Origin of the sequence: Segatella maculosa OT 289 (genome assembly GCF_000243015.1) — a bacterium.
GTDB classification, from domain to species: Bacteria; Bacteroidota; Bacteroidia; order Bacteroidales; family Bacteroidaceae; genus Prevotella; species Prevotella maculosa.
Map to the genome: position 1 here is coordinate 2,456 of NZ_JH594507.1, position 22,819 is coordinate 25,274.

At 47.9% G+C, this 22,819-nt stretch carries 24 protein-coding genes and 2 tRNA genes; 14 read left to right on the forward strand and 12 right to left on the reverse strand.

Annotation, left to right across the window (positions count from 1 at the left end):
• The first annotated feature begins 287 nt into the window (after positions 1–287).
• Entirely contained in the window at positions 288–1,097 is an 810-nt protein-coding gene (locus HMPREF9944_RS09420; RefSeq protein WP_008565988.1) for a helix-turn-helix domain-containing protein, read from the forward strand.
• Between the two features lie 70 nt (positions 1,098–1,167).
• A tRNA-Leu gene (locus HMPREF9944_RS09425) sits at positions 1,168–1,249 on the forward strand.
• An 880-nt stretch (positions 1,250–2,129) separates the two neighbouring features.
• Here the strand turns inward: HMPREF9944_RS09425 and HMPREF9944_RS09430 are convergent.
• The 3 genes from HMPREF9944_RS09430 to rsfS are packed head-to-tail and all read right to left on the reverse strand — an operon-like array spanning position 2,130 to position 5,457.
• On the reverse strand, positions 2,130–2,999 hold the full coding sequence (locus HMPREF9944_RS09430; RefSeq protein ID WP_008565989.1) for a phosphatidate cytidylyltransferase: 870 nt from the start codon (positions 2,997–2,999) through the stop codon (positions 2,130–2,132).
• Entirely contained in the window at positions 2,992–5,037 is a 2,046-nt protein-coding gene (gene ftsH, locus HMPREF9944_RS09435) for an ATP-dependent zinc metalloprotease FtsH (RefSeq protein WP_008565990.1), read from the reverse strand. Before ftsH ends, HMPREF9944_RS09430 begins: the two co-directional genes overlap by 8 nt.
• A gap of 60 nt (positions 5,038–5,097) precedes the next feature.
• Positions 5,098–5,457 (reverse strand): ribosome silencing factor, encoded by a 360-nt coding sequence (gene rsfS, locus HMPREF9944_RS09440; RefSeq protein ID WP_008565992.1) that lies wholly within the window; start codon positions 5,455–5,457, stop codon positions 5,098–5,100.
• Positions 5,458–5,666: 209 nt separating this feature from the next.
• Between rsfS and HMPREF9944_RS09445 the strand changes: the two genes are divergently transcribed.
• Positions 5,667–5,737 (forward strand) — tRNA-Gln (locus HMPREF9944_RS09445).
• Between the two features lie 546 nt (positions 5,738–6,283).
• Positions 6,284–7,270 (forward strand): esterase-like activity of phytase family protein, encoded by a 987-nt coding sequence (locus HMPREF9944_RS09450; protein ID WP_008565993.1) that lies wholly within the window; start codon positions 6,284–6,286, stop codon positions 7,268–7,270.
• Between the two features lie 22 nt (positions 7,271–7,292).
• On the opposite strand, the gene HMPREF9944_RS09455 is transcribed toward HMPREF9944_RS09450, so the two are convergent.
• From HMPREF9944_RS09455 to HMPREF9944_RS13360, 7 genes are read right to left on the reverse strand one after another with little or no spacing between them, the layout of a single operon-like run.
• Complete coding sequence (locus HMPREF9944_RS09455) at positions 7,293–7,739, reverse strand: nucleoside deaminase (protein ID WP_008565994.1); 447 nt, start codon at positions 7,737–7,739, stop codon at positions 7,293–7,295.
• A 6-nt stretch (positions 7,740–7,745) separates the two neighbouring features.
• The gene (locus HMPREF9944_RS09460; RefSeq protein WP_008565995.1) at positions 7,746–8,588 is read right to left on the reverse strand and encodes a hypothetical protein; all 843 of its coding nucleotides are present in this window, start codon (positions 8,586–8,588) and stop codon (positions 7,746–7,748) included.
• Positions 8,589–8,606: 18 nt separating this feature from the next.
• On the reverse strand, positions 8,607–9,374 hold the full coding sequence (locus tag HMPREF9944_RS09465; RefSeq protein ID WP_008565996.1) for a hypothetical protein: 768 nt from the start codon (positions 9,372–9,374) through the stop codon (positions 8,607–8,609).
• Positions 9,367–10,068, reverse strand: coding sequence for an ABC transporter ATP-binding protein (locus tag HMPREF9944_RS09470; RefSeq protein WP_044113611.1), 702 nt, complete (start codon positions 10,066–10,068; stop codon positions 9,367–9,369). Before HMPREF9944_RS09470 ends, HMPREF9944_RS09465 begins: the two co-directional genes overlap by 8 nt.
• Before the next feature lie 59 nt (positions 10,069–10,127).
• Complete coding sequence (locus tag HMPREF9944_RS09475) at positions 10,128–10,355, reverse strand: hypothetical protein (RefSeq protein ID WP_008565998.1); 228 nt, start codon at positions 10,353–10,355, stop codon at positions 10,128–10,130.
• Positions 10,352–10,837, reverse strand: coding sequence for a DUF3990 domain-containing protein (locus HMPREF9944_RS09480; RefSeq protein ID WP_008565999.1), 486 nt, complete (start codon positions 10,835–10,837; stop codon positions 10,352–10,354). The genes HMPREF9944_RS09475 and HMPREF9944_RS09480 overlap by 4 nt, the downstream gene beginning before the upstream one ends.
• Positions 10,834–11,232: a DUF3791 domain-containing protein gene (locus tag HMPREF9944_RS13360; protein ID WP_008566000.1), complete on the reverse strand. Its 399-nt coding sequence runs from the start codon at positions 11,230–11,232 to the stop codon at positions 10,834–10,836. Before HMPREF9944_RS13360 ends, HMPREF9944_RS09480 begins: the two co-directional genes overlap by 4 nt.
• A 100-nt stretch (positions 11,233–11,332) precedes the next feature.
• Between HMPREF9944_RS13360 and HMPREF9944_RS09490 the strand changes: the two genes are divergently transcribed.
• The 5 genes from HMPREF9944_RS09490 (at position 11,333) to HMPREF9944_RS09510 (ending at position 15,776) form a co-directional block, all read left to right on the forward strand.
• Positions 11,333–11,707: a YraN family protein gene (locus HMPREF9944_RS09490; RefSeq protein ID WP_008566002.1), complete on the forward strand. Its 375-nt coding sequence runs from the start codon at positions 11,333–11,335 to the stop codon at positions 11,705–11,707.
• A 30-nt stretch (positions 11,708–11,737) separates the two neighbouring features.
• Complete coding sequence (locus HMPREF9944_RS09495) at positions 11,738–12,526, forward strand: biotin--[acetyl-CoA-carboxylase] ligase (RefSeq protein WP_008566004.1); 789 nt, start codon at positions 11,738–11,740, stop codon at positions 12,524–12,526.
• A gap of 16 nt (positions 12,527–12,542) precedes the next feature.
• On the forward strand, positions 12,543–13,250 hold the full coding sequence (pyrH, locus tag HMPREF9944_RS09500; RefSeq protein ID WP_172633996.1) for a UMP kinase: 708 nt from the start codon (positions 12,543–12,545) through the stop codon (positions 13,248–13,250).
• An 823-nt stretch (positions 13,251–14,073) separates the two neighbouring features.
• Positions 14,074–15,090: a branched-chain amino acid aminotransferase gene (locus tag HMPREF9944_RS09505; RefSeq protein WP_008566006.1), complete on the forward strand. Its 1,017-nt coding sequence runs from the start codon at positions 14,074–14,076 to the stop codon at positions 15,088–15,090.
• Between the two features lie 62 nt (positions 15,091–15,152).
• On the forward strand, positions 15,153–15,776 hold the full coding sequence (locus HMPREF9944_RS09510) for a DUF975 family protein (RefSeq protein ID WP_044113613.1): 624 nt from the start codon (positions 15,153–15,155) through the stop codon (positions 15,774–15,776).
• Here HMPREF9944_RS09510 and HMPREF9944_RS09515 read toward each other — a convergent pair.
• Complete coding sequence (locus tag HMPREF9944_RS09515; RefSeq protein WP_044113614.1) at positions 15,770–15,967, reverse strand: hypothetical protein; 198 nt, start codon at positions 15,965–15,967, stop codon at positions 15,770–15,772. The genes HMPREF9944_RS09510 and HMPREF9944_RS09515 overlap by 7 nt on opposite strands.
• A 12-nt stretch (positions 15,968–15,979) precedes the next feature.
• Between HMPREF9944_RS09515 and trmB the strand changes: the two genes are divergently transcribed.
• The 5 genes from trmB to HMPREF9944_RS09545 all read left to right on the forward strand — a co-directional run bounded on the left by trmB (position 15,980) and on the right by HMPREF9944_RS09545 (position 20,996).
• On the forward strand, positions 15,980–16,750 hold the full coding sequence (gene trmB / locus HMPREF9944_RS09520) for a tRNA (guanosine(46)-N7)-methyltransferase TrmB (protein WP_044113616.1): 771 nt from the start codon (positions 15,980–15,982) through the stop codon (positions 16,748–16,750).
• 19 nt (positions 16,751–16,769) lie between these two features.
• A complete protein-coding gene (locus HMPREF9944_RS09525) occupies positions 16,770–17,876 on the forward strand; it encodes an Mrp/NBP35 family ATP-binding protein (RefSeq protein WP_008566009.1) in 1,107 nt (368 codons plus the stop codon).
• A gap of 666 nt (positions 17,877–18,542) precedes the next feature.
• Positions 18,543–19,247 (forward strand): hypothetical protein, encoded by a 705-nt coding sequence (locus HMPREF9944_RS09535; RefSeq protein ID WP_008566010.1) that lies wholly within the window; start codon positions 18,543–18,545, stop codon positions 19,245–19,247.
• A 121-nt stretch (positions 19,248–19,368) separates the two neighbouring features.
• Positions 19,369–20,064, forward strand: a complete 696-nt coding sequence (locus HMPREF9944_RS09540) for a hypothetical protein (RefSeq protein WP_008566011.1) — start codon at positions 19,369–19,371, stop codon at positions 20,062–20,064.
• An 83-nt stretch (positions 20,065–20,147) separates the two neighbouring features.
• Positions 20,148–20,996 carry a hypothetical protein gene (locus HMPREF9944_RS09545; protein ID WP_008566013.1) on the forward strand — a complete coding sequence of 283 codons (849 nt, stop codon included), beginning with the start codon at positions 20,148–20,150 and terminating at the stop codon, positions 20,994–20,996.
• 665 nt (positions 20,997–21,661) lie between these two features.
• Here HMPREF9944_RS09545 and HMPREF9944_RS09550 read toward each other — a convergent pair.
• A complete protein-coding gene (locus tag HMPREF9944_RS09550; protein WP_008566015.1) occupies positions 21,662–22,819 on the reverse strand; it encodes a DUF6057 family protein in 1,158 nt (385 codons plus the stop codon).

A 22,819-nucleotide genomic window follows, 5' to 3' on the forward strand; every position in this document is an offset into this window, starting at 1 on the left:
GAAGTGATATTCTCGTTTTTAATTGCTACCTTTGTCATGTCAGATTTTTGCTTACTTGTTATGTTTGCAGCACCAAGATAGGTGAAATTTCTGACATATCCGAGTGTTTTGAGAACTTTGTTTCCCAGGCACTTGGAGTTCTCACAAGAATTTATGCTGCGGAATTAAGGTTTTTAAGAAAAAGAAAACATTTTCTTAAAACTTGACAATAGTTTCGAAAGATAATTACTATCTTTGTCCATAGGTCTGTTATATTAAGGTCCTTGTTAATTTTAATAATATCGCTTATGGATAACACCGATGTAATTATCATAGGTAACGATTTCACAAAAACAGGAGTTGCTGAGACAAAGGATTATGTTGTGCATGCACTCTGTACGCGGGGGGCGTGCAGTTTCGTTTATAATGACAGGAAATATGATTTCCGGAAAGACAACTTGCTGATTATCCGTGAACATCAGTTAATGCGATATATTATGCCACGCCATGATTTCGAAGTGATGGTGCTGTATATCCATCTTCCTTTTATAGAGAATATTACTCCCGACATTAACTTTGGCATTCGAAGCACGCTTCTCCTTTTGGAAAATCCTATTCTTCGGCTCACAAAAAAAGAAGTCGCTTGCAGTTTGGACGATATGAATGCCATTGTCGGACGAGTGGAAGACAAGCGTCATGCTTTCCGTTCACAAGCGATAGGCTTCAGTTGCCTACAGTTCTTTTTGGATATATTCAACTTCGAACATCGCATCTATGGGCCATCTCATGTCTCCCGGCATTCATCGCGACTCATCAGGGATTTCATTGAATTACTTCGCAACGGAGATTATAAAGCACACCGAGATGTGACCTACTATGCCGATAAGCTCTTCATTACGGCAAAGTATCTTTCAGATGTTTGTCGAGTCGTAACGGGACACCCTGCCAACTATTGGATCAATCATTTTGCAAAGGTTGATATCCGGTTGCAGCTTCGTAGCCAGCGAATGACAGTGCTTGAAATCAGCGAGATGTTTCATTTCTCATCGCCGGCCCATTTCACACGTTATGTCTTGTCACAATTTGGCAAGACCCCCACAGCCATCCGTGAACATTGATGGGAAACGGTAAAAAACATGAGCAGCCCTTCGTTATTTCAGAATATTATTGTACCTTTGCAACCACAATGCGCTTGTGGCGAAATTGGTAGACGCGCCAGACTTAGGATCTGGTGGTTTAGGCCGTGTAGGTTCGAGTCCTATCAGGCGCACGCTTAAAAATAACATTAATGAACTATTAGGTTGACTTACAATCTTTTAGTTCATTTCTTATTTTTCTCCTTTCTATATTTCCTATGACTTGAATATGTCGATACGTAATCTGAGCGAACAGATAAAGCGGAATAGGTCTAATGTCTACATGAGTCTCTGAAAGTAGCCACCGTATGTCCTTATCAATCTCATATTACAAAGGTAAATAAAGTTTCTTTATCTGGCAACTTTTGCATTTCATATAAGCTGTTAAAATCTTTTAATTTTCCCGTGAAAAAAGAAAAGTCAAACAGAAGTTTAAATAAATTAACAAATGAAAGGCTTGATAATCAATTAGTTAATTTTCCTAAGAACAAGAACAAGAACAAGAGAAAAAGAAAGACGACGGAAGAAAGAAAGAGATAAAGTCGCCGCCGTCGCCGATTATTTTGTTTGGGAGGTTATTCAATTTCGTCACCGTCGCCATTGTTTTCTTTCGGGTATTTCCCGTTCACGTCGTCGTCGCCGGTTTGTTCTCTGTTTCAGGCCTCTTGGCTGCCCCGAAAAGATTTGCAAAAATAAATCCGAAAAAGTCTTGCATTCGCTTGCATAATTTTGTATATTTGCATCAGGCGGAACAGGAAAAACACATACGAAAACTTACTTCAACCATATTGCCGAACGATTTCAGCCATGTTGGGGGCTAAAACGGCTGAGATTACGTTGCAAAACGGTTGAGATTGGACTGCAAAATCATTGAGACAACGAGCAGGTCCGTTTGCATGGCGGCATGAGGTCGTTTGCATGGCGGCGTGAGACGTGGACAGTCTTCTCTTGAAAGCAAAAATGCAGCGCGAGGATTCTCTCCATTCGCTATGCCCATGATATACCGACGGACTGTCAGGCAAGCAATTGCAGGGTGTAGAGATACACGACTGCAGCGGGAATGGCCATGAGCGAAGAATCGAAGCGGTCGAGCATTCCGCCATGTCCCGGTAGGATTTTTCCACTGTCCTTGATGCCCAAAGTGCGTTTGAAAAGGCTTTCGACAAGGTCGCCCCACGTTCCGAAGACCACAACGACAAGGCCCAAACCGGCCCAACCGGCTACAGACAGTTGCGAAGGCTGCAGCCCAGCATTGGCATGATAGCCGATGACGCCAGCCACGATTACCACAAGTATGCCGCCACCGATGCATCCTTCCCAACTCTTTCCGGGACTGATGCGAGGAAACAGCTTGTGTTTTCCGAACAAAGAGCCGCTGCAATAAGCACCCGTGTCGTTAATCCAAAGAAATACGAACACGCACAGCGGCAACAACATGTCGTAATGGACGACCGCACCTGTTGACGGACGGTCGAAAGCCAGCACATTGAGCATCGAGAACGGGACTGCAATATACAACTGCGAGAGCATCGTATACGCCCAATCGTTGATGGGGTCTTCCTGTTTCAAATAGAGTTCGCTGATGAATAGATAGACGATGGTCAGCAGATAAGGGACAAAGATGACGAAATTTGACGTTATGCCCATTCGGATGGCTGCAACAGTCAGGAAAAAGTAGACACCTGCCACCGTAGTGATAAATCGGTTGACGGCAACTCTCCCCCTCTGGTTCACAAGCCCCGTGAATTCCCATATCGTAAGCCCCGTGATCAAGGCAAACAAGGCTACCATGGCATGCGGACTGAGGAAGCCGGCTACCATGACAACGACAAAGAGCGCACCGACGATGGCTCTTACAATCAGGTTTTTCTGTTTGTCACTCATTATTCTCTTTGTTTTCTAATGATGCTTGATGCTCTGCCTCGGCCTGTTTCACGGCGTCGGGCATGTCATCCAACGTAGGCACGTTGGCTTCGTTCTCATTGATGATTTCTTGTGCACGGCTCACCCACGGCCGTTTGCCGAATATCTTTTCCACGTCTTCGGCATAAATGACCTCACGGGCAATGAGCAATTCGGCCAATTCATTGTGGCCTCGTTGCTGTTCTTTCAAAATCTGCTTGGCGCGCGCATATTGCTCGTTGATCATCTTCAGCACCTCGTCGTCAATCACCTTGGCCGTGGTCTCAGAATAGGGGCGTTGGAACTGATATTCCTGATTGTTGTAGTAACAGATGTTGGGCAGACGGTCGCTCATGCCGGCGTAGGCAATCATGCCATAGGCACTCTTTGTGGCCCGTTCGAGGTCGTTCATCGCGCCGGTGGAGATGTGTCCGGTGAACAACTCCTCTGCCGCACGCCCTCCGAGCAGGGCACACATCTCGTCGAGCATCTGTTCTTTGGTCGTAATCTGGCGTTCCTCGGGCAGATACCAAGCCGCTCCGAGGGCCTGTCCGCGGGGCACGATGCTCACTTTGACGAGCGGATCGGCATGCTCGCAGAACCAACTGATGGTGGCGTGACCAGCTTCATGCAAGGCAATAGAGCGCTTTTCGGCAGCTGTCATTACCTTCGTTTTCTTTTCCAATCCCCCGATAATGCGGTCAACTGCATCAAGGAAGTCTTGCTTGCTGACCGTTTTACTGTTGTGTCGTGCCGCAATCAATGCCGCTTCATTGCAAACATTGGCGATGTCGGCACCCGAAAAGCCCGGTGTCTGTCGTGCCAGAAAATCAATGTCGAGGCTGTTGTCAATCTTCAATGGCCGCAGGTGCACTTGGAATATGGCCTTGCGCTCGGCCAAGTCAGGCAGGTCAACATTGATTTGGCGGTCGAAGCGACCGGCACGCAACAGTGCTTTATCAAGCATATCAGCACGGTTCGTGGCCGCAAGTACGATGACTCCACTGTTGGTCCCGAAACCATCCATCTCGGTCAGCAGTGCGTTCAGCGTATTCTCGCGCTCGTCGTTGCCACCCATGGAGGGGTTTTTGCTGCGGGCACGGCCCACGGCATCGATTTCATCGATAAAGATAATGCAAGGAGACTTCTGTTTGGCTTGGGCGAAGACATCACGCACACGACTCGCACCAACACCGACGAACATTTCAACGAAGTCAGAACCACTCATCGAGAAAAACGGGACCCCGGCTTCGCCTGCAACTGCTTTGGCCAGCAGGGTCTTGCCCGTTCCCGGAGGCCCCACGAGCAGTGCACCCTTGGGAATTTTACCGCCAAGTTCGGTATATTTCTGTGGATTCTTCAGGAATTCAACGATTTCTTGCACTTCCTGCTTGGCTCCTTCCTGTCCGGCTACGTCCTTAAACGTTATCCCGAGATCGTTCGCCTTCTCGTATAGCTTGGCTTTACTCTTGCCTACACTGAAAATTCCACCGCCACCGGCGGCACCTCCTCCTCCAGCCATGCGCCTTGTAATCCAAATCCAAAAGATGACAAGGAGAACCAGCGGCCCGAACGAGAAGAGTAGGTTGTTGAGAATGCCGTTTCCAGAGTCGTTGTCATAGCTGAAGTCAATGATTTTTCCGCTCTTTTGTTCATAAGTCAGGAACTTTTCGAGTTCATCTACAGAACCGAAGACCACGTTCACGTAGGGTTGCTTCCCCACCTGCCGACTGTTCATGTGGAACACGTCTTGAATGTGCTTCGGATGGACGAACATCTTCAGCGTACTCTTTTCCTTGTTCACGACAACACTGGTTGCATAGCCCTTGGCCACGTATTGTTTGAACTTGGGATAGGAGACTTCGCGGCTCGTTCCTTCTCCGGCGAGCATATTTCCGCCTCCCGAAAAGAGCAGAATGCCTGCAACGATGGCCACCAACAGGTAAATCCAGTTCATATTGAAGCGTGGCATCTTCGGTTCGTGGCCACCATTCCTATTTAAAAAGTTGTTATTGTCCATATTGCGATGAAAGTTTCTGGTTTATATGGAGGGTGTGGTATCAAATAACATGCCAAATGCCTAATCAAGGTTCGGAATATTTGTTAATTCGGCATCTTCCCATAGCATTTCTATATTGTAATAGGCACGCATTTCGGGCAGGAAAACATGCACGAGCACATCAGAATAGTCGATGGCCACCCACTGATTGTTGCCCAATCCAGCCACATTGACGGGTTTTTCTTTCATTTCCTCGCGCACGGTGTCACCGATCGAACCTGCAATAGCCTCGACCTGCATCGGTGAATTGCCTTGACAGATGATGAAATATTTGGCAATTGCCCCGTCGATATGCTCCAGATTGATGACGGTGATGTCCTGTCCTTTCTTTTCTTGAATACCTTTTGTGATTGTCTCAACCAGCTTTTCAGTTACTCCCATGAATAGTTTTTCTTTTTGTGAACATACGGTTTTGATCTCGAAGAGCAAAGATACATAATTTATGGTTATGTCTTCTATAATTCTATTTCTATTTTCTTGATTTTTATATTTTTTGAAAAAAAGGACAGAAAAGTTTTGGCAGTCCCCGAAAATGTGCTATCTTTGCAGACGCAAAAGGGCAAAGCTCCCAATGAAATGAGCCACTATCTTGGGATATGGTGTAATGGTAACACTACAGATTCTGGTCCTGTCATTCCTGGTTCGAGTCCGGGTATCCCAACAAAAAGCAAAAGCTGAATGATTTTCACCATTCAGCTTTTTTTGTTTTTTGAACTTTAGACTTCAAAGGTTGTGCGTTGGATTATTCTGAGACCAGCAAACGGCAAAACCTGTGCACGGAAATGGAATGGTTCTCCAAGATGTTCCCATAAGATAGAAGCTCTCAAGGTGTTAAATGCCATTGGAATCACTCTTTTTCTATACGCAAGGAATTACAGTTCCATAGCCTGAAACTCACAGTTTCATAGCTTGGAACTCACAGTTTCATTGCTTGAAACGCTGATTAGGAACGCTGGTGGAGCGATGGAAGGTATAAGAAAAGAGAGCACAACATCAAGTGGATTAATGTTACACCCCTCTTTTTGAGGGGTAAAGACGCGGTAATCATTTCGCTTTCGCTTTCTTCTCCCGTGTTAATTAATGCTTATCGCGCTCGTTTTGGGCACACGTCAGCCTCTTTTTTATTACCTTTGCAGTGGCATTCACTTCGAATGACCTTCTCGGATGGCAACCGGCGGGATTACGGTCAACCTAAAATGCTTTGCTTATGAACTTCAGACACGCGGTTTTATTCACCATGCTATTGCTTCAGGTTTCCTTTCTCACCGAGGAAGGAGGCTTCCCGCACTCTGCCGAAGACGTTGAAATCGGCGACTCGTTGCATGCTGAATTGCTGCCGCAACATGCATTCAAGGCACTTCCTCCGGGCAACTACAGTGGCATTTCCTATTTGGGAAACGATGATTATGCCGTGGTTTCCGACAAAGGAAGCCAGGCGGGCTTTTACGTTTTCCATATTTCACTGACGTCGAATGGCGAGATTCGACAGGTTGAAAACAAGGGGTTCACGGTGATTCCGGGCGCAAATTGCGACGAAGAGGCTGTTGCCTACGACCCTCGAACGCGTCATCTTTACATCGGAAACGAGGCATCTTCTGAGATTATCGACTATGACATGCGGGCCGGAAAGGTTGTCCGTACGACGGTCATTGATGACTATCGCCGACTGGGCCAAGCAAACCGCAGCATTGAAAGTCTTACGTATGACCGGCAACGTGACTGCTTGTTCACCGTCAATGAGTCGCCCCTCATCGGCGACACTGGCCTTTCGCTGCGCCTGAAACAGTTTACGACCGATTTGAAAACGGAAAAAGAATATGCTTATCGGGCAGACGAACCACTTGAGCCGACCGATAAGCCCGACAACCGACACGCATATGGCGTCGCTGAGTTGCTGGCACTCGAAGATGGAACACTCCTCGTTTTGGAGCGTGAGCTGTATATTCGTCCGCTGAGACTCAACAGTTGGGTGATGAATAAGGTGTTCCGTGTCAGGCCGGGCAGCCCGAAAAAGCAGTTCGTGACGGGCTGGCGCACGTGGCTCCGCCTTGTGGACAACGACTTTGCCAACTACGAAGGTATGTGCGAAGGGCCGAGGTTGAGCGATGGGCGCCATGTTGTCGTGCTCTGTGCCGACAGCCAAGACCGTTACAAAGGAGTATTAAAAGATTATTTCCGCACGATTGTCTTTTAATCTTTTGTAAACAACAAGCATCCTACCTTTTTTCTTTGAAAAACTCCTGCATGAGTTTTCTGCATTCCGGTTCCAATACGCCTTGAGTCACCGTTGCCTTGGCATGCAAGGCGCGTGGGGCATAGAGGTGATAGCCGCGCTTTTCGTCGGCTGCCCCATAGACAATGCGCCCGATTTGAGCCCAACCTATGGCCCCGGCGCACATGGTGCAAGGTTCTACAGTCACGTAAAGTGTGCAGTCATTCAGGTATTTTCCGCCCAGTAAATCGGCTGCGGCAGTAATAGCTTGCATCTCGGCATGCGCCGTCACGTCATGCAGTTTCTCGGTCAAATTATGTGCTCTGCTGATGATTCTGTCCTTACATACGATGACAGCCCCAATGGGAACTTCGCCCGCTTCGGCTGCCTTTTCTGCCTCATAGAGGGCCTTTCGCATGTAAAGTTCGTCCTTGTTCTCGGCCTGTTCCATGTCGGTTTATTTCAAGATTGCGTTTTCTTGGATATTGTTCAGCGTGATGCTCAAAGGCATTGTATTTATCTTTTCCACTTTGATATGGCCGTATGCGGTGTGGTTGAGTATGATGTCGCTAGCAGCTTTCAGTACGAGATGGTTCACATAGGTTCCCTCTTGCTCGTCTATCGAGGTCGAAATGCTGCTGTAAGCTTTCGTGTAGAGTGTAAGGTTGTTTATCCGCGTCTTATAAGTCGTCAAGAGTTGAGGGCCGATGTTGATAGTGGCGTTTTTAATCGTGCATCGCCTCAGAGAAAGGCTGATGTTCTTCTGAATATCGAGGGTTTCTAAGTCCAAATCCTGCAAGTCTAAAGTGCCGAAGGCCATGTAGAAGGCCTTTTGGTTGGCTAATAATGTTTTGATGGTTTTTGTCGGTGCTTTGATATAGACGATGACATTTGCCGGAGCATCTTCTGTGGAATCCTCTTCATTCGGGTCTTTTTGGGGATCTATCTTAGTGATATAGTAAGAAATAGAGTTCCTATCCAGTTGTGCAATCCTTTTGGTCTTGTTAATTTGGAGCACGCCTTTGGACAGGCTCACCTCAACGAGTTCTGCCGGATAGTCTACCACAATGCCCCCTACTTTGTCGTCGGGAATAAGCATGATGCGGTATTGGTCGGTGTTCAATTGGTCGCTATAAACGGCATACGACGCCATCGCCGTCGCCTCTTTTGCCTTGAATGATGCCCTGACTGACGTATGTAAGAATACTTTTTCGGTTGTTCTTTCAATCTCAAAGCCTGTAAAAGGAAGCAGATAAGTGACTGCAATGAGCCCTATGATGATTTTCGTTGTTGTCTTCATTGTCGTTCCTCCTCGTGTTTACATGCGGTCAATCACTTCCAATTCACACATTCTACGATACGAAAGCCATAGGTTTGCCATGCTTAGGAAGGCTGCCCAAAGGGTCAAGGTGTCTATCAATATTTCGCTGAAAGAGTTGAAGAACGCCAAAATGAACATGGCAATCAACCCCAAGATGAATACACTGATAGTCGTTCCCAGCAGTGGTTTGCGTGGGAAAACCATGCTTCCAAGCACGAAAAGCGATATGGGATAGACATACCATACGAGGGTATAGAGGGCATTCATCAGGGGGTCGTGTTGAAAAGATGTTATCGAAGACAAGCTTTGTACGGCCAAGTCTACGTTTGGATAAATGGAGGTGAGTAGCACGACCCGGCAGACTTCCAATGCATAAAAGACGATATGGAATACAAGAACGTAGCCGCCAACGAAGAGAACGATGCGGGCAAGCCAGTTCTCAAACATGCTCACGGGCATTGTCAGCACATGAATGCGCCCTGCTTTCTGTTGTCCGTCGGTGAAAAGTCGGCTTGCCGCAATACAGCTGCCTGCCACAAAGAGCAGCGAACAGCTGAAGGATATGCTGGTTCGTGCAGGGTCTGATATCCTTACACAATCTCCATAACCATAGAGATTGTTGTAGGCTGTGAGGCAAATCCACACTTCTATGATGAACATAATACCCAAGAGAATGGCTGCCGAAAGAAACATTGTGCGGCGTTGTTCGGTCCATAGCTTGCCTAAATAGCGCATGAAGCGCTTACAGTCAAAGAAATCAATCATGGTGTACCTCCTTTCCTTGCATAGCCTCCTCGAAATAGGCTTCAAGGTCGGTCTCTGCTTTCAGTTCTTCATTGCGGATCACTTCGCTACGGTCAATGAGCAGCACATGGTTGAGCACGCTTTCTATGTCCTTCACCTGATGGGTTGAAATGACGAAAATGCTGTCTTCGCCGATACCTTGCGTCACAAACGTGCGGAATTGTCGCTTCCCCGGAATGTCAAGCCCATTGGTTGGCTCGTCCATAAGCAGTATTTTTGTGTGTGTAGCCATGGCAAAACTCATGAAAATCTTCTTGCGTTGGCCAAGCGAAAGGTCGCCCAATTGCACATCGGTTGTCATGCCGAAAGTCTGCAAATAGGTGTTCATATCGTCTTGAGAGAAGCGAGGATAGAACACCGAGTTGGTCTTGATATATTGTTGCAGCGTCACTTTAGGCAGTTCAAATTCGTCGGGTACGAGGAAAATCTCACGCATCGTGGAAGGCCGGCGCTTGCGAACATTGGTACCATTGAGGCTCACTTGTCCCTTATCGGGCGTCAACAAGCCAGACATAATATATAATAAGGTAGACTTACCTGCCCCGTTCGGCCCCAAAAGACCATAGATGCGGCCGGGAGTTAGCTGCAGGCTAAAGTTGCTGAACACAGGCTGCTTGTGCCGTGGATAGCAGAAACTGAGGTTCTTTATTTCCATATTTAAAGTTCTTTCTAATACAATCTGTTTTTGGTTTTCCTTGTTACAGCACAAGAATGCTATTCGGACGACTCGCTTTCCGTCAGTTCCTGATAGAGCGCAACAGGTCCCCAATGCCATAGTTTCGTGGTTTCGTTTTCTAATCTTCGGTAAGTATCTGAAGCATAAATCTTCTTGATGGCTTCAACAACACTGATATGCTTGTCTTCTGTCAGCATATCCGTCATCCATGCCACCTTTGATGGCAAAATAAGATACAGGTTTTCTTGATTTATATCCAAATTCATTTTCTTATCTCCTTTGCTTCAATAAAAGACAATGCTTGCAATGCAACCTCTGTATGGAATAGATATTGGTCTACTAATTTATAGGTTTTAAGGGTTGCAATCAAGTTTTGTTTGTCCAGCACTCCACCCTCATAAAGGGCAAATGCAGCATATACTCGGTCATTGGCTACAGGCCCATAGACTACATCATAACTGTGATTGAAGTCTTTTCTCATTCTATTTTGCATCACGAAGTCTACCCATTCTTCTGTCGGAGTAGGGAAGTTTAGCGTCTTTAATTTGCTAAGTGCATCGTCAGCTACCTCGAAAACGTTGACAAATCCAAGGGAAACTTTGTGCTCATTCATTCTACGTTGCACCCATTTCTCAGCCTGTTGGAATGATGAAGTCGTATAGAAACCTTGCCCATAATCAAGGGTATGGTTGGATAGTCTTAACTCCGGCAGTTTGACTTTTTCAATACTTCCGTGATACACTCTCATTTCATCTCTTCCTTTCTCAGTCTGATAAACTCCTCAATGTCTTCTAAAACCCACTGTGAACTTTGCGTGTGCAAGACTTCAAAGTGTTTATCCAAGTAGTCAAGCACTTTGTACTGGTCTAACTGTTGCATGGCTTCTGCACCGGTTAAATGGTTCTTCTTTTTGTATTGCTCAATACAGAATGAAACAAAGTATCCTCTGTTCTGTTTCTCTTTATCCATGGCCTGATAGCTGTCATCTGTATATTTTAGTCGTTCCTCCACGCTTTCGAAAACGTTGAACTCTGCGCAAATATAGTGTTTTCCATTGAATAATGCAAGGATAATGCTGTTTTTAGTTCCTTTTTTGCCTTCAAGAGATTGTCGGCTTTCGAAGATAGGAGCATATTTACGCATAAGGTGAGAGGCCTGAAGAGTGTTCTTGTGTCAAAATATAGGCTGAAAGACTTGATGAAACAGAATAAAAATCGTATTTTTGTAACCGAAATCATCGGCTATGGCAAGGCATAACGAACTCGGAAAGGCAGGAGAAGACTTCGCTGCTTCCTATTTGGAGCATGCGGGCTACGGCATTATTGAGCGCGATTGGCGGCAGGGCAGTCGCGATATAGACATCGTTGCACGCACCGAAGACGGCACAACTGTGGTCTTTGTTGAAGTGAAAACGCGAAGTTCAGACGCCATTGTCCGTCCCGAAGACGCTGTTGATGCACGCAAGATACGCAACCTTGGTCGTGCTGCCGATGCCTATGTGAAAGAGCGGGCCATCTGGAATGAACTACGCTTCGACCTGATTAACATCGTCGGAACCGCTCCTGAGAACTTCAGACTCGAACATATCATCGATGCTTTCAACCCGTTGTTGGTGTGAAAGTGGCCGATGTTGCAAGCAAAAGCAAGTATGTGGTTTTTCAAAAAAACGAAGAAGAAAGAACAACCTGCGGTGGTGTGGCTCGAAGAAGTAGAGTCCACCAATGATGAAATGCGCAGACTGCCGACCGAAAACGGGCAGCGCATCAGCGTCGTCGTGGCGGATTTCCAATGCAAGGGCCGCGGACAAGGCACGAATACATGGGAAAGTGAGCGTGGAAAAAACTTGCTTTTCAGCATCAAGATACGTCCCGTGATGGTTCCGGTGCGCTGTCAATTCCTGTTATCCATGGCCGGTGGACTGGCAATAAAAGACGCACTCGATGCTTATACGGCCGGCATTACGCTGAAATGGCCCAATGATGTCTATTGGAACGACCGCAAAATCTGCGGCACTTTGATTGAAATAACCCTGTCGGCAGGCCGTATCAAGGACTGTATCTTTGGTATCGGACTCAATATAAATCAGCAAGTATTCACGAGTGATGCCCCGAATCCCGTGTCGTTGGCACAGATTTTAGACCATGAAACAGACCGAAAGAAGTTGCTCAATGAGGTTTTGGAGGCCTTCGACAAGTACTATTCGTGGATTGAAAACGGCCGTTATGGCGACATTTCCGCCCTCTATCACGAGGCACTTTACCATCGTCACGGCTTCTACCCCTATCGGGATGTGGCCAAGAATGAGGTGTTCGAAGCCGCCATCGTTGAGGTTGAAGACGACGGAACGCTGGTGCTTAGAGACCGAAAAGGCGTGTTCAGGGAATATAGGTTCAAGGAAGTGGAGCATCAAGGAGGCTTCAGGTTGGAGGACGAATAGATTTATTTATATGACGATGAGGTTCAAAAGAATTTTACTTAAACTGAGTGGCGAGAGCTTAATGGGCGAACAAGGCTTTGGAATCGACCCACAGCGGCTGTCAGATTATGCACAGCAAATCAAGGAAGTCCATGAGATGGGCGTCCAAATCGGTATTGTTATCGGCGGAGGAAACATCTTTCGCGGGTTGAGTGGCAGCCAAAAAGGCTTCGACCGTGTAAAAGGTGACCAGATGGGAATGTGCGCTACGGTCATCAATTCCTTAGCCCTTAGCAGCGCATTAGGTGCAATTGGTGTCAAAACAAAAGTGCTCACGGCCATTCGTATGGAGCCGATTGGCGAGTTCTACAGCAAATGGAAGGCCATTGAAGCCATGGAATCGGGCCACGTTTGCATCTTTTCTGCGGGCACAGGCAGCCCATATTTCACCACTGATACGGGCAGTTCGCTGCGCGGAATAGAGATAGAAGCCGACGTTATGTTAAAGGGAACGCGCGTCGATGGCATCTATACTGCCGACCCGGAAAAGGACCCTAAGGCCACGAAGTTCACCGACATCACCTACGATGAAATCTATACACGCGGGTTGAAAGTGATGGATCTCACGGCAACCACCATGTGCAAGGAAAACGATCTGCCCATCTATGTGTTCAACATGGACGTGTATGGCAATCTGAAACGGGTGATAGACGGAGAAGAAATCGGTACGCTGGTGCATAATTAGAGGGGGAGCCCACCCCCAACCCCTTCCAAAGGGAGGGGAGAACGAGCTTGCATTGCAGTTCAATGTAGGGACGCACGGCTCGTGCGTCCATTCATGTTGTAGTTGACAGTTGGCAAGTGGACGGGTAAACAAGTTGAATGTGAGCACGGATGTAGGGACGCACGGTTCGTGCGTCCGCGCAAATCGCGGCGAAAACCAGCAGGAAACGTCAGGGCATTCCGGCCTTTTGTTTGAGCGGACGCACGAGCCGTGCGTCCCTACAGGCCCGTTACAGGCTCGGAATTTCCAAGAGAAGAATAAGAGAAAAATGCCGATTGCTTTTGTAAAACCATTTCAATGGCGATTTACAATCGGCTGAAATATGTTGTATCTTTGTGTCGGGGAAAGCACGTTGCGGCTTTCCTTTTTTGTTACTTGATTTGGCCAAGCAGGCAATAGGAGCCCCTTTGGGTTTTAATACCAGCTATATTGTACGCTAATCTCAGCCATTTTAGCGTGCAATATAGTTGAGATTGCGCGGTAATAGGACTGATATTGAAACGTAAGGTATAAGCATTTGATAATCAACGGGCTGAAGCTATAATCTACTCGACTGCATGTAGGGACGTACAGCTCGTGCGTCCGTTCAAACAACGACGTGTCTATCCATCTATTCTAATGAATCGGACGCACGAGCCATGCGTCCCTACATCTCCGACTTGGCCATATTGTGCGATAAAATGGTTGAAACAATCAGAAATTATGGGCCGGATTGTTGCAAATGTTTGTTTTTATTCGTACTTTTGTGCTAATTATAACGTAGAATATATAAACGAACGATGTTATGAAAGAACAGGATTGGGCAAAATTGTCATTCGGTTATTTACCGACAGACTATAATGTTCGCTGCTATTATCGCAACGGGAAGTGGGGAGAAATAGAGGTTTGCTCCAATGAATACATCAAGCTTCACATGGCAGCGACGTGCCTTCACTACGGACAAGAGGCGTTCGAAGGACTGAAAGCCTATCGTTGTCCTGACGGAAAGGTGCGCGTTTTCCGCGTAGAAGAGAATGCTGCGCGCCTGCAAAGTACGTGTCGGGGCATCTTGATGCCCGAAGTTCCGACCGAAATGTTCACGGAAATGGTGAAGAAGGTGGTTCGTCTCAATCAGGAATATATCCCAACCTACGAGAGTGGGGCAACGCTTTACGTGCGTCCTTTGCTTATCGGAACGGGCGCACAAGTGGGTGTTCACCCGTCGAAAGAATATTTGTTCATGATCTTTGTCACGCCTGTCGGCCCTTATTTCAAGGGCGGTTTCTCGGCAAATCCCTATGTCATTATTCGCGATTACGACCGTTCGGCACCGCTGGGTACGGGTGTCTACAAGGTAGGAGGCAACTATGCGGCCAGCTTGAAGGCCAATTCCATTGCGCATGAAAAGGGATATGCCAGCGAGTTCTACCTCGATTCGAAGGAGAAGAAATATGTAGATGAGTGCGGAGCTGCCAACTTTTTCGGCATCAAGAACAACACTTATGTCACCCCGAAGAGCACTTCTATACTGCCATCCATCACAAACAAGAGCCTGATGCAGATTGCCGAAGACCTCGGAATGAAGGTGGAACGCCGTCCGGTTCCCGAAGAAGAGCTTGCAACCTTCGAGGAAGCTGGAGCCTGTGGCACTGCTGCTGTCATCTCGCCTATCTCACATCTCGACGATATGGACACGGGAAAGGTCTACAACTTCGGCGAGAAACCGGGGCCTTGGTCCACGAAACTCTACGAAACGTTGCGTGGAATACAGTACGGAACGGTGGAAGACAAGCACGGTTGGACCACGGTCGTGATTGACTGACGCCAAGAAAGCGACACGGACTATACATTATTATATACATACTTCATTAATTTTTAATTTTTATGGATACACTATCAAATTACAGAAAAAGAGCTTTGGCCTCTTTGGAACATGGTTGGGGAACATTCGTTTGCGCTACGCTTGTTTACCTTGTGATTTCCTCTATTTGTCAATCGTTCACACGAATCGACGAAGAATCGGCTTCATTGGCTGGTCTCAGTCTGGTGATGACCATCTTGCTGCTGCCTCTTATTTGGGGGTTTTATACGATGTATCTCGACCATATCCGTGGCGAGAAAGTCGGATTGGGGAATCTTTTCCAAGGTTATTCGAAGGAATGGTTCTCAAAGAGCCTGCTCACCCTTCTGTTGATGTATGTTTACACCCTTCTTTGGACACTTCTGCTCATCATTCCCGGCATCATCAAGGCTCTTTCCTATGCCATGACGCCCTATGTGCTGAAAGACAATCCCAATATGAAGAGCAATGAGGCCATCGAAGAGAGCATGCGGCTCATGTCGGGCCACAAGGCAGAACTCTTCTTGCTCAGTTTGAGCTTCATCGGCTGGGCTTTGCTTTCGCTGTTGACGCTCGGTATAGGCTTTTTGTGGCTCATTCCCTACATGCAGACAGCTTTTGCTTACTTCTATGAAGACTTGAAGAAGGAAGCTGGCGAGCGTCAATAAAGACCTTGCTGGAGCGACTTCGTTCCTATGTTCAGGCATTGCGACCCCGGAGAGAAGCCCGGTTGTAATGCCTGTTTTTCATGCTGCCCTCGAAAGTGACGGTCTTTCCGGTCTTGTTCTTTCCGGATAACGCCGGATATTTCGCTCTGAAAGTTGCGTATATCGTACTTTCCTTGTACCTTTGCAGCCAAGATTGCAGTGTTATGGGAAAAGGGAAATTGGCAAAGTTCGCAGAGATGGAGACGTTCAGTAATGTCTTCCAGTATCCGTATTCCGTCATCGACAATGTACCCTTCGCCATGAAAGGACATTGGCGCGACCGTTACTTCGACAACGGCAACCCCATTGTGCTGGAGTTGGGCTGCGGCAAGGGAGAATACACGGTAGAGCTGGCCCGATTGTTCCCCGATGTGAACTTCGTTGGCGTGGACATCAAGGGAGCCCGCATGTGGACGGGAGCGAAACAGGCCCTTGAAGATGGTCTGAAGAACGTAGCCTTCCTGCGCACGAATATTGAAATCATCGATCGTTTCTTCGCGAAAAACGAGGTGCAGGAACTTTGGCTGACTTTCAGCGACCCGCAGATGAAGAACGCCCGCAAGCGACTCACGAGTACATTCTTCTTGAATCGTTATCGGACATTCCTCGTTGATGGAGGCATCGTCCACCTGAAAACCGATTCGAACTTCCTTTACACCTACACCACATACATGACAAAGGAAAACCGACTTCCTGTGCTTTTCGCCACAGACGACCTTTATCACACCGAAGGATTGGACGAAGCAACGCGGAAAATCCTCTCCATTCGCACCTATTATGAAAGCATGTGGATAGAAAGAGGACTGAACATCCGTTACATCAAGTTCCGTCTGCCGCATGAAAGCATGCTCGTTGAACCCGAAGTAGACATTCCCTTGGACGAGTATCGCAGCTATCACCGCCCAAAAAGAAGCAATCGGGAAACTGGAAGATAAATCTATAAATCGAAAAGAAATGACATTATATCCGAAACTGATTACTGACGCATTGGCAACCGTCGTCTATCCCGGGACGAAAAAGAACCTTGTGGAGAGCGAAATGGTTGCGATGGACGACGTGCATATCAAAGGAATGCACGTGACCGTTACGTTGATATTCCCTCGCGAGACCGATCCTTTCCTCAAATCGACGCTCAAGGCGGCCGAGGCTGCGATACATTACCACGTCGGCAAGGACATCGAAGTGACGATAGAGACCGAATTCAAGTCGGCACCACGCCCCGAACCGGACAAGCTTCTGCCGCAAGTGAAGAACATTATCGCCGTCAGTTCGGGCAAAGGTGGAGTGGGCAAGAGCACCGTCTCGGCCAACTTAGCCATCGCTTTGGCCCGTCTGGGCTACAAAGTGGGCCTGCTCGACACCGACATCTTCGGTCCGTCGATGCCCAAGATGTTCGGTGTGGAAGACGAAAGACCCTATGCCGTCGATAAAGACGGCCGCCGGCTCATCGCGCCCGTGGAGAAATATGGTGTGAAACTGCTGAGTATCGGTTTCTTTGTCGACCCCGAAACGGCTACCCTGTGGCGCGGAGGTATGGCGACGTCGGCCTTAAAGCAACTCATCGCCGATGCCGACTGGGGAGAACTCGACTATTTCATCCTCGACACGCCGCCCGGAACAAGTGACATCCACCTGACGCTGCTTCAAACACTGTCCATCACGGGAGCCGTCATCGTGAGTACGCCGCAAAAGGTGGCCTTGGCCGATGCGCGAAAAGGCATCGACATGTATAGAAACGACAAGGTGAACGTGCCGATTCTCGGTCTGATAGAAAACATGGCCTACTTTACGCCGGCCGAACTGCCCGATAACAAGTATTATATCTTCGGAAAAGACGGAGCAAAGAACCTCGCCCGCGAGATGAACGTCCCCTTGCTGGCCCAACTTCCCATTGTGCAGAGCATCTGTGAAAGCGGAGACAATGGCGAACCGGCGGCCACGAAGGCCGACACTATCACGGGGCAAGCATTCCTCGCGCTCGCACAGGCTGTGGTAACGGTGGTCAACCGCCGCAATAGGGAACAGGCACCAACGAAGATTGTTGAAATGGATAACGGATAATCCGCCCCCGCTCCGCCACTTCGATGAAGTCGCACAGCGCTTCCGGCTGGGATTCCGACAAGCAAACCAATAAAAAACGTCAGGAGTGCGGCACTCTGGGAATTAAAAGTTAAAAGAAGTATAGGAGTGTGGCACTCTGATAGCTAAACGTTAAGGAAAGTATAAGAGTGCCGCACTCTGGCGGTTAAACGTTAAGAAAAGTATAGGAGTGCGGCACACTAAGCTTCGAAGGGGAGATGGACCACAGGAAGGGGTTCTGTTGCGCTCCCTCTCCGCCAGTGTTTTACCGTCTCTTCGAGGCTATTCTTATTCCGAACGGACACAAGTCTTGCCTCCGAAATTCCGGGCTGTCCGTCCTTTTTCAACAGCACGGAGAAGTCTCGAAGACCAGTCCGGGGTAAACTTGTAAACAAATTTTTTGCTCCAGTTCTTGCATATTCCGAAAAAAAGATTTATATTTGCCCGCATATAATCAAAGCAAAGGAAACCTTTGACCCCCCTGACTATGATAAAACCATCGGAGAAATACCACATGAAGCACGCCCGTGCCATTTTTGAAAATGCCTGTATAGACGTCTTTGCATGTCTTTCTTCATAGGAAAGGTGGGAAGAATTCCACACGTAAGACGAAACCTTTTATATTTATCCTTAAAAATAAAAAACATCATGAACAGAAAAACATTTCTTTTAACTCTCCTCGCCCTTGCAGGCGTGATGTGGACAACCGACGCACAGGCGCAGAAATTACGGGTATTCGATAAAGAGTACACCGCTGACACCTCTGTCGATATCGGCGGAGGAACGATAACATGGGACAAGGCCAGTGCGACACTCACCCTCGACGAGGTTGAAGCATACAACATGTACAGCACCTTCATCAGTTGTGAGAACTTTCCGCTGCTGAAGATTGTTCTTGTGGGCGAGAATTCCGTGGAAACCGAGTGGCAGATACTCTATATCAAGGACTGCAACGTGGAGATTTCGGGCGGAGGATCGTTCAAGGGACGTAGTAGTGAGGTTGCCGAGGCCATACAACAAAACCTGTCGAAACCCCATACGCTGACCATCAAGAATTGTAAGTTCGACGTGCAAGGAAAAGAGCGGAGCATCATCGGCTTCAGCAAAGGAGCGGGCGCGGAGATGCTGAACCTCGTGATAGACAATGCCAAGGTCAAGGTGAAGGGGTCTGCCACCCGTAAGGGTGAGAAGCGGGCGGGCATCAGCCGTCTCAAAAGCTGTGAGTTGAAGAACTGTCACATCAACACTTCGGGAGTGAAATTCGGAAAGAAACCCGACCTTACCTATTATGAACTTATCGACGAAGAAAACAACAGCTATCCCGGCGAAGTAACTATTGTTCCCGGCGACTAACCGACATTGGGAATGCCGCACGGGCGTGCTTCGCGTATTTTCCTCCCATCAGGAAAGTGGTGTGGCTTCCATAATATAAGACGAAACCTTTTATTTATTCATCCTTAAAAATAAAAAAATCATGAACAAAAAAACAATTCTTACAACTTTTCTCGCCCTTGCAGGCGTAATGTGGACAACCGGTATTCAGGCGCAGACCTTATCGCTCTTCGGAACGGACTACACCGATGACACTAGCATTCATCTCGGTGGTGGTACGGCGACGTGGAACAAGGAAGAGGCTACGCTCACCCTCGATTATGTTAAGGTGGAAGAAGCAAACAGTACTTTCATTCGTTGCGAAAACATTCCGCTGTTGAAGATTGTCCTTGTGGGCGAGAATCTCGTGAACTCCAAGTGGCACACACTTTATATAAAAGACAGCAATGTCGAAATTACGGGTGCAGGCTCGCTCACGGCACGCAGCGAAGTAAATGATGCCATACAGCAGGATTTGTCGGCTCCTCATACGCTGACCATCAAGGATTGCAAGCTCGACGTGCAGGGCAAGCAGCGGAGTATCCTCGGCTACAGTAAAGGACAGGGAACAGAGAGGCTGACGCTCGTCATTGATAATGCCACAGTGAAGGTGAAAGGCTACACTGCTGAAAACGGCGCAACGATGTCAGGCATAGCCAATCTCAAAGACTGTAAGTTGATGAACTGCCATGTCAGCACAGCAGGTGTGAAGTTTGGCAAGAGGCCTTATCTCACCTACGTCGAACTCATCGACACCAACAATAAAAGCTATCCCGGAGAAGTGACCATCGTTCCCTGACGATAGCAGGGGCTTCACGAGTCTTCTCCCGTCGGAAAGGCGGGGTAGACTCCCGGTATTATTCATCCTAAAAATAGTACATTATGAAAAAGAATACGCTTTTTACAGTCCTTCTTGCCCTTACAGGCATGATGTGGACAACCAGTGTGCAGGCACAAAAAGTGATAGTGAAAGGTGACGAAATTACTGAAGACGGCTCCTTCACGCCCCACGGGGGTACGGGCACAGTAACGTGGAACAAGGCCACCGCTACGCTCACGCTCGACAACGTTAATCTGCCAAACACAAACAGTACTTTTCTCCGTTTCGAAGATATGCCATTGGTAAAGATCGTCCTTGTGGGAAATAACCTTGTGAACTGTCGATGGCAAGCACTTTACATGAAAGACTGCGATGTTGAGTTTTCGGGTAGCGGCTCGCTCACGGTACGTAGCAAACTTGAAACTGCCATGCAGCAGAACCTCTCAGCTCCCCACACATTGACCATCAAGGATTGCAAGTTCGATGTACAGGGCGAGAAGCGGAGTCTCCTCGGTGCTGAAAAAGGGGGAAATAAATGTCTGACACTCGTCATCGACAATGCCACGGTAAAAGCGAAAGGTTTCACGAATGGCGGTTCTGCGATGTCGGGTATAGCCAATCTCAAAGCCTATCAGTTGAAGAACTGCCACATCGCAACACCCGGTGTGAAGTTCGGTATGAGACCCTATCTTACTTATTATGAACTCATCGACGACAATGACCAGGTCTATCCCGGCGAAGTAACCATTGTTCCCGACAATACTACCGGCATATCGGAAGTCGTAACATCGGGCGACGCCACCGTCAAGGCTATTTACACGCCCGACGGCCGTCAACTGCAAAAGATGCAGCGCGGACTGAATATCGTCAAGATGAGCGACGGGACAACGAAGAAGGTCGTCCAGCAGTAAGTCTGCCTGCCATTCTTAGAGAGAAGCTTCCGCCTTCTGAGAAAATAAAGGAAATCCGGGATAAGTCCATATTCCCGCGATTTCCTTTTTTATATGTTTTGATTTAACGTGAATCCGATGTAAGTTAGGAAGAAAACCAAAAATACGCGAGTTCGGAATAAATCCCAATCGGGGAAGAACCCCAAAAAGAGCCTCGGTGCCTCCGCCGAGACTTTGAGAAATAAAAAATACGTAGCGGGACCTCCGCCGGAAGCCAAGGGGTAAAATACATATCAGCGGAAACTCCGCGAGAAGTTAAAAGTTAAAAGATGTATCGGCGGAAGTTCCTCCGAGGGTTAAACGTTAAGAAATGTGTTAGCGGAAGTTCCGCTATGAGTTAAACGTTAAAAAATGTGTCGGCGGAAACTCCGCAAGAGGTGACGGACCAACGAGAACAACTCCAGCTTCGTTCCATCACCTCTTCAAGGTTCCTGCCGCTCCCGTCACGACAGCGGGGGCTACGCACATCACTCGCTCCGCCTTTGTTCTGCTACCTCTTCGAGGTTTTAGTCTAAATATTCTTATCCCGAACTGACGTAAAAATGGTCGTCCGACGCGTCGGATAATAATAAAACAAAAAAGGAACGTTCTTCCTCCATGGAGGAAGAACAAAAAAAGGGACTATCTCAATGTTTCAACCGATAATAATACGTCCAATAGGTGTTCCCATATGTGTCGCGCAGGGCCGAGAGACGTTGGCGAGGGCGCCCATATTGCCGGGCAAGCGACTGAAAATCGGTGAAATCGGCATCCATCACGCTGTCGTGATAGACGACGTAGGGGTTTGACCGCAGGTGATTATAAAGCACGAGAGCTTCGCGATAGTGCTTGGGAAGTGGTCGCTTCAGGTCATAATACTTGCCGATGGTGCGGACGAAGGCCTCCAAGTTGCCGTCTAACAAATAGGCACAGAGTAGATAGTCGTGGGCGGCGGGCGTGGCCAAGCCGTGCCGATGAATGAAACGAAGATAGTGCATCCTGTACATCGGTTGGTGGAACCATGCACCTAAATGCTGATAAAACTTATCCTTTCCACACATCAGGAAGTTTACGCCCGGATTATCGGGCAACATGGCCGCCGAATTGCCTACCAACGGATATTCAAACAGCCGTTCGGGGAGCAGCCCGGCCAATGACAGGGAGTATATGCGCAGGCAAGTCAGTGTGGAATCTGTGTGCAGGGAATGCGCTCCCACCTTTAGCGTTTGTCGATATGTGCCATCCATGACATGCTGTTCGATTTCCAATCGCGTGTGGAGCACTTGGTTGTGATTGGAACAAAGCGCAACGAAGAAGAACTGCACCAAAAGACCACCGTAGTTGACCCATGCCCAACGGCCCAAAAGCCCTTGCCAGTTGTGTTCAAGCGGTTCGTAGGCCTGTGACCGGCGGGCATAGCACATCGCGACAAGGGCAATGGTTATCAGAAGCGGAGCGACTATCCACCACCAACCGAGTGTCACACCCTGCACAATGTCGCTGCCGATGGAGGTGATCGCTGTCAGACAGACGACCGAAGGCACGTAGGTTAGCGCATGGGAACGACCTTTCAACCGGAATAAAAGGTAGCAACCGATTTGCAATAGCCACAAGACAAGTGTGAGGAGCGTTGCACCGACCATGTGATCGTAGTGTGTCCGCCCCTTTGAAAGCACGTATTGGCCCATGGCCAACAGATTGTCCTGATAGAAATAAAGATAACAGAACGTGAAAACAAGAAACAACACGGCACATGCCACTTGATAAGGGCGTGTGCCGTGCCTTTTTAAAGTATCCTCAGACAT

Bases quoted from the DNA above. Each gene is read 5' to 3' on its own strand.
- HMPREF9944_RS09540 (WP_008566011.1), top strand. From the start codon at position 19,369: ATGAACAAAAAAACAATTCTTACAACTTTTCTCGCCCTTGCAGGCGTA.
- ftsH (WP_008565990.1), bottom strand. From the start codon at position 5,037: ATGGACAATAACAACTTTTTAAATAGGAATGGTGGCCACGAACCGAAG.
- trmB (WP_044113616.1), top strand. From the start codon at position 15,980: ATGGGAAAAGGGAAATTGGCAAAGTTCGCAGAGATGGAGACGTTCAGT.
- HMPREF9944_RS09495 (WP_008566004.1), top strand. From the start codon at position 11,738: ATGTGGTTTTTCAAAAAAACGAAGAAGAAAGAACAACCTGCGGTGGTG.
- HMPREF9944_RS09510 (WP_044113613.1), top strand. From the start codon at position 15,153: ATGGATACACTATCAAATTACAGAAAAAGAGCTTTGGCCTCTTTGGAA.
- HMPREF9944_RS09420 (WP_008565988.1), top strand. From the start codon at position 288: ATGGATAACACCGATGTAATTATCATAGGTAACGATTTCACAAAAACA.
- HMPREF9944_RS09545 (WP_008566013.1), top strand. From the start codon at position 20,148: ATGAAAAAGAATACGCTTTTTACAGTCCTTCTTGCCCTTACAGGCATG.
- HMPREF9944_RS09475 (WP_008565998.1), bottom strand. From the start codon at position 10,355: ATGAATTTGGATATAAATCAAGAAAACCTGTATCTTATTTTGCCATCA.
- HMPREF9944_RS09535 (WP_008566010.1), top strand. From the start codon at position 18,543: ATGAACAGAAAAACATTTCTTTTAACTCTCCTCGCCCTTGCAGGCGTG.
- HMPREF9944_RS09525 (WP_008566009.1), top strand. From the start codon at position 16,770: ATGACATTATATCCGAAACTGATTACTGACGCATTGGCAACCGTCGTC.
- HMPREF9944_RS09465 (WP_008565996.1), bottom strand. From the start codon at position 9,374: ATGATTGATTTCTTTGACTGTAAGCGCTTCATGCGCTATTTAGGCAAG.
- HMPREF9944_RS09470 (WP_044113611.1), bottom strand. From the start codon at position 10,068: ATGGAAATAAAGAACCTCAGTTTCTGCTATCCACGGCACAAGCAGCCT.
- HMPREF9944_RS09490 (WP_008566002.1), top strand. From the start codon at position 11,333: ATGGCAAGGCATAACGAACTCGGAAAGGCAGGAGAAGACTTCGCTGCT.
- HMPREF9944_RS09460 (WP_008565995.1), bottom strand. From the start codon at position 8,588: ATGAAGACAACAACGAAAATCATCATAGGGCTCATTGCAGTCACTTAT.
- HMPREF9944_RS09455 (WP_008565994.1), bottom strand. From the start codon at position 7,739: ATGGAACAGGCCGAGAACAAGGACGAACTTTACATGCGAAAGGCCCTC.
- HMPREF9944_RS13360 (WP_008566000.1), bottom strand. From the start codon at position 11,232: ATGCGTAAATATGCTCCTATCTTCGAAAGCCGACAATCTCTTGAAGGC.
- HMPREF9944_RS09450 (WP_008565993.1), top strand. From the start codon at position 6,284: ATGAACTTCAGACACGCGGTTTTATTCACCATGCTATTGCTTCAGGTT.
- HMPREF9944_RS09430 (WP_008565989.1), bottom strand. From the start codon at position 2,999: ATGAGTGACAAACAGAAAAACCTGATTGTAAGAGCCATCGTCGGTGCG.
- HMPREF9944_RS09480 (WP_008565999.1), bottom strand. From the start codon at position 10,837: ATGAGAGTGTATCACGGAAGTATTGAAAAAGTCAAACTGCCGGAGTTA.
- rsfS (WP_008565992.1), bottom strand. From the start codon at position 5,457: ATGGGAGTAACTGAAAAGCTGGTTGAGACAATCACAAAAGGTATTCAA.
- HMPREF9944_RS09550 (WP_008566015.1), bottom strand. From the start codon at position 22,819: ATGTCTGAGGATACTTTAAAAAGGCACGGCACACGCCCTTATCAAGTG.
- HMPREF9944_RS09505 (WP_008566006.1), top strand. From the start codon at position 14,074: ATGAAAGAACAGGATTGGGCAAAATTGTCATTCGGTTATTTACCGACA.
- pyrH (WP_172633996.1), top strand. From the start codon at position 12,543: ATGAGGTTCAAAAGAATTTTACTTAAACTGAGTGGCGAGAGCTTAATG.